Below are 3,899 nucleotides of genomic sequence, written 5' to 3'. Positions count from 1 at the left end.
TCCGTCCAGCCAACTGTGTTCACGGTGTGGCCACAAACAGAAGATGCCACTCAGCGAGCGGGTATTTCGCTGCCCGTGTTGTGGTCTGGGGATAGACCGCGACCGCAATGCAGCGCTGAACCTGGTGCGGTGGTATTTTGAGTGCTACTTAAAGCGCTCAACTACCCCAAGCTCTGGGGAAAGAGACGCCTGTGGAGATTCCTCTGGCGGGGTGGTAAGCCTGAAGCTTACTACCAGTCACGAGTCGTGGAAGCAGGAAGAAAGCAGAGACGCGACAGGCACTGAACACTCTGGAAGTGTTTGTTAGCGTTTCGTAGGTCTTTCGGAGCGGTCATCAGTACCCCGTTGAGCAGCCAGAAATTGTTAAGCTTAACGCACGGATGGCAGTATCCGGCCATGCCCCGAGTGACAACTGCTGACGAGCTGCTGACAGAATATGCCTCTGGCGAGCGCAACTTTCAAGAATCCAACCTGGTGGGGGTGGACTTGGTGCGCTCCAACTTGCAAGGGGTGAATCTGAGAGGGGCCAACCTCTCCTTTGGCAAGCTGAGTGGCATTAACCTGCAGGAAGCCGATTTGCGCGGCGCCGATCTCAGCTCGGCCAACTTGATGGGGGCCAACCTCCGCGGGGCCAATCTTTGGGAAGCCAACTTGATCGGCGCGGATCTCAGCTTTGCCGACTTGCGGGAAGCCAACTTGCACGGTGCCTACCTTTGGGAAGCCAAGCTAACCCGTGCACAACTGCAGGGATCCGATCTAAGCGGGGCAAAAATCGGCGGAGCAGTGCTGACCGGCGCTGACCTCAGCGGAGCCACCCTACCCGACGGGAGTGTGCGGGCTTGAGCCACCCCCCTAGCAGACAAGGCAGAATGGAACTGTTGCGACGGGATCCCTGATGTTGCTGCTGTTCAACTTGGTCTTGACACTGCTGCTGGCTTTGGGAGTGGCAGTCCTGGCCGGGCAAAACCCCACCACCCTGACCGTACATTTCTTAATGTGGCGCTCGGTGGAGCTGCCTTTGGGATTTCTCATCGCCGCGGCTGTCGGCTTGGGCCTGTTGACGGTGGGGCTGGGCTCTCTCCTCTGGCCTGGGCGCAGCTTTTCTGCCACCGCCCGCCAATTACAAGAGCGGGTGCGCCAACTGGAAATGCAGGATCAACCGCCCCAATGACGGCCAATTCCCAAAGGGATCCCTCTGCTTTCTGGCTTTGGCTCAACAGCTTCGATCCCCTGCAATTCTACCTGCAATTCTATAGTTGACTTGACAATCTTGTCGCTGGCCCTAGGGAAAGCATGCTGGAATGGCCCACCGATGCGAGACTGGGCGTAAGCTGAGAAAGGATCCCTTCGCCGTCTGCTTGAGCAGTGCGTATCTCCAACCGTAACCATGCCTCATTCCCAACCCACTTCCCCGGATCCCTCTCCCCAAGACCCACGGGCCCTGCGCAAAGCCCTGCGCGGATCCAGCACCTACTTTGCCAAGGGATTTGAAGAACACAAGGATCAGGCTCAACTGGAGCTGCAAACCACCTACAAAAGCCCCCTTGTGGAGCAAATCCGTGCCCAGTCCTACCGCTATCAGCGGGGCGACATTACCATTCACCTGGCCAGGGCCTTTGGCTTTTGCTGGGGCGTGGAACGGGCGGTGGAATATGCCTATGAAGCGCGGCGACGCTTTCCGGATCGGCAACTGTGGATCACCAACGAGATCATCCACAACCCTCTGGTAAACCAGCACCTGAAGGAGATGGGGATCCGCTTTGTGGAGAAAGGCCCAGACGGCAAGAAGGACTTCTCTCAGATCCGGCCCCAAGATGTGGTGATTTGGCCTGCTTTTGGGGCAAGTGCATCGGAAATGGCGTTTTTTCGGTCGCAGGGCAATGAGATTGTCGATACCACCTGCCCCTGGGTTTCCCGCGTGTGGAACCAAGTGGACAAGCACCGCGCGGCTCAATTCACCTCTGTGATCCACGGCAAGTACAACCACGAGGAAACCGTAGCCACCAGCTCCTTTGCCGAAAAATATCTGGTGGTGCTGAACCTGGAAGAAGCAGAATGGGTCGCTCGCTACATTTTGCAAGGCGGAGATGCGGCAGAATTTCGGCGGCGCTTTGGCAAGGCCACTTCCCCCGGTTTTGATCCGGATCGCGATCTGGAGCGGATCGGCATCGCCAACCAAACCACCATGCTAGAGGGGGAGACCCGCGCCATTGCTAAGCTCTTTGAGACCACCATGCTGCGCAAATATGGCCCCCAGGAGTTGGACAATCACTTCATGAGCTTCAACACCATCTGCAATGCCACCCAAGAGCGGCAGGATGCCATGTTCGAGCTGCTCGAGCAGCCTTTGGATGTGGTGGTGGTGATCGGGGGGTTTAATTCCTCGAATACCACCCACCTGCAGGAAATTGCCCTGGCCAAGGGCTTGCCTTCCTTCCACATCGATGGCCCCGACTGCATCCAACCCAACAACCGCATCCGTCACAAGCCTCTTCACCAAGACCCGACGGTTACCGAAGGGTGGCTACCCGATGGGCCGGTGCAAATCGGCATTACCTCCGGTGCCTCTACCCCAGACCGCGTTGTTGAAGAGGTGATTCAACGCATCTTCGCCCTGCGTGAAGAACCTCGGCGGATCCCTGCCTAGGGATCCCTTCCCTCTCCCTCTTGAGCGTGCTCAACACCCTTTTTCAGGTTTATCCTCCCTTGCTGGGCTGGACGCTGCTGGGGTTTGCTCTCCAGAAGGGGCTGCCCGGCGGCTGGAATCGTTGGCTGGATCCCCACGCCTTGGGGCGATTCATGTTTTGGGTGGGAGTGCCCCTCAGCATTGTTGGGTTTATGCAGGGAGTGGATCTGTCGGGTCAAATCTGGGTTGCTCCCCTGATCTGCTGGCTGTCGGTGGGGCTGGGGTTTGCCTTGACCAGCGCTTGGCTGTGGTGGCAGCGCCGTGGTGTGGGGGATGTCCCCAACTGTTGGAGCAGCGCACAGCAGGGCAGCTTTCACCTGACCGCCACCCTGGGGAACACCGGGTATTTGGGCTATCCCATCTGTCTGGCTGTGGCCGGAAGGGCTTACTTTGGCTGGGCCCTGTTCTATGATCTGCTGGGCACTCTGTTCATGGCCTACGGGTTTGGCGTGTGGGTGGCCAGCCGCCACGGCAGTTCCCATGCCCAACCTTGGCAGGTGGGCCTCCACATTTTGCGCACCCCTGCTCTTTGGTCTTTTGCTATGGGCCTACTGCTGACCCGCGAACCCCTGCCGGGTTGGCTCTCTCAAGGGTTGGCGGCTTTTGCCTGGAGCATGATCCCGCTCAGCTTGATGATCCTGGGGATGCGATTGGCCCAGGTGAAGCGCTGGGGATCCTTTCTTGCCGCCGGAGTGGCCCTCTTGATCAAAATTGTGATTGTGCCGCTCTTGGTGGGAATCGGCCTTGCCTTCACCCCCTACCCGCCTCTGGCCAAGCTGGTGCTGGTCCTGCAGAGCGGTATGCCCCCCGCCATCGCCACCCTGGTGCTCACGGAAGAATACGACTTGGACCGGGAAATTACCGTAACTGCCTTGGCCGTGGGGTACTTAGCCGCCTTGCTGACCTTGCCCCTCTGGCTGGGACTCTGGGGATCCTAATAGGCCAGGTGAGACAAGGTTTGCTCGAGGTAGCTATGCACCAGTTGATCCAGCTCTGCTTCCTGAGTGGGCAACTCCCGGCCCTGGAGCCATCCCCGAAAACCCGAGCTTTCCACAATGGCCTGCCGCAATGGCTTCCAAACTGCTTGCGTGCGCAGTGCTGTATCGGAGCTGAGAGCAGGACTGATCATGAGAAGAAGGTGAGTAGGAGTGATTCACCCTCAGAATAGCTTGGATCCCAGTTGACTTTGGCTCTCTAGGATACAAATCTCCCC

Annotated in this window: 6 protein-coding genes; 5 read left to right on the top strand and 1 reads right to left on the bottom strand. The window is 58.3% G+C overall.

Annotated elements, in window-relative coordinates; all coding sequences use genetic code 11:
• The first annotated feature begins 13 nt into the window (after positions 1–13).
• From NW819_RS08720 to NW819_RS08700, 5 genes are all read left to right on the top strand, one after another.
• Positions 14–307 carry a zinc ribbon domain-containing protein gene (locus tag NW819_RS08720; protein WP_414413508.1) on the top strand — a complete coding sequence of 98 codons (294 nt, stop codon included), beginning with the start codon at positions 14–16 and terminating at the stop codon, positions 305–307.
• A gap of 89 nt (positions 308–396) precedes the next feature.
• Positions 397–843 (top strand): pentapeptide repeat-containing protein, encoded by a 447-nt coding sequence (locus tag NW819_RS08715; RefSeq protein WP_414328976.1) that lies wholly within the window; start codon positions 397–399, stop codon positions 841–843.
• 52 nt (positions 844–895) lie between these two features.
• Positions 896–1,171: a lipopolysaccharide assembly protein LapA domain-containing protein gene (locus NW819_RS08710; RefSeq protein WP_011434193.1), complete on the top strand. Its 276-nt coding sequence runs from the start codon at positions 896–898 to the stop codon at positions 1,169–1,171.
• A 216-nt stretch (positions 1,172–1,387) separates the two neighbouring features.
• The gene (locus tag NW819_RS08705) at positions 1,388–2,647 is read left to right on the top strand and encodes a 4-hydroxy-3-methylbut-2-enyl diphosphate reductase (protein ID WP_011434194.1); all 1,260 of its coding nucleotides are present in this window, start codon (positions 1,388–1,390) and stop codon (positions 2,645–2,647) included.
• A 26-nt stretch (positions 2,648–2,673) separates the two neighbouring features.
• Positions 2,674–3,624: an AEC family transporter gene (locus tag NW819_RS08700; protein WP_414413507.1), complete on the top strand. Its 951-nt coding sequence runs from the start codon at positions 2,674–2,676 to the stop codon at positions 3,622–3,624.
• On the opposite strand, the gene NW819_RS08695 is transcribed toward NW819_RS08700, so the two are convergent.
• Positions 3,621–3,815, bottom strand: a complete 195-nt coding sequence (locus tag NW819_RS08695; RefSeq protein ID WP_011434196.1) for a hypothetical protein — start codon at positions 3,813–3,815, stop codon at positions 3,621–3,623. The genes NW819_RS08700 and NW819_RS08695 overlap by 4 nt on opposite strands.
• Between the last annotated feature and the right edge of the window lie 84 nt (positions 3,816–3,899).

This window comes from Synechococcus sp. R8-2, from assembly GCF_047461715.1.
Lineage (GTDB): Bacteria > Cyanobacteriota > Cyanobacteriia > Thermostichales > Thermostichaceae > Thermostichus.
Note: the sequence above shows the minus strand (reverse complement) of the source record. Positions and strands in the feature narration are given on the sequence as shown.

Excerpts from the sequence above, each read along its gene's own strand:
- NW819_RS08705 (WP_011434194.1), top strand. The coding sequence starts at position 1,388 with ATGCCTCATTCCCAACCCACTTCCCCGGATCCCTCTCCCCAAGACCCA.
- NW819_RS08710 (WP_011434193.1), top strand. The coding sequence starts at position 896 with ATGTTGCTGCTGTTCAACTTGGTCTTGACACTGCTGCTGGCTTTGGGA.
- NW819_RS08715 (WP_414328976.1), top strand. The coding sequence starts at position 397 with ATGCCCCGAGTGACAACTGCTGACGAGCTGCTGACAGAATATGCCTCT.
- NW819_RS08695 (WP_011434196.1), bottom strand. The coding sequence starts at position 3,815 with ATGATCAGTCCTGCTCTCAGCTCCGATACAGCACTGCGCACGCAAGCA.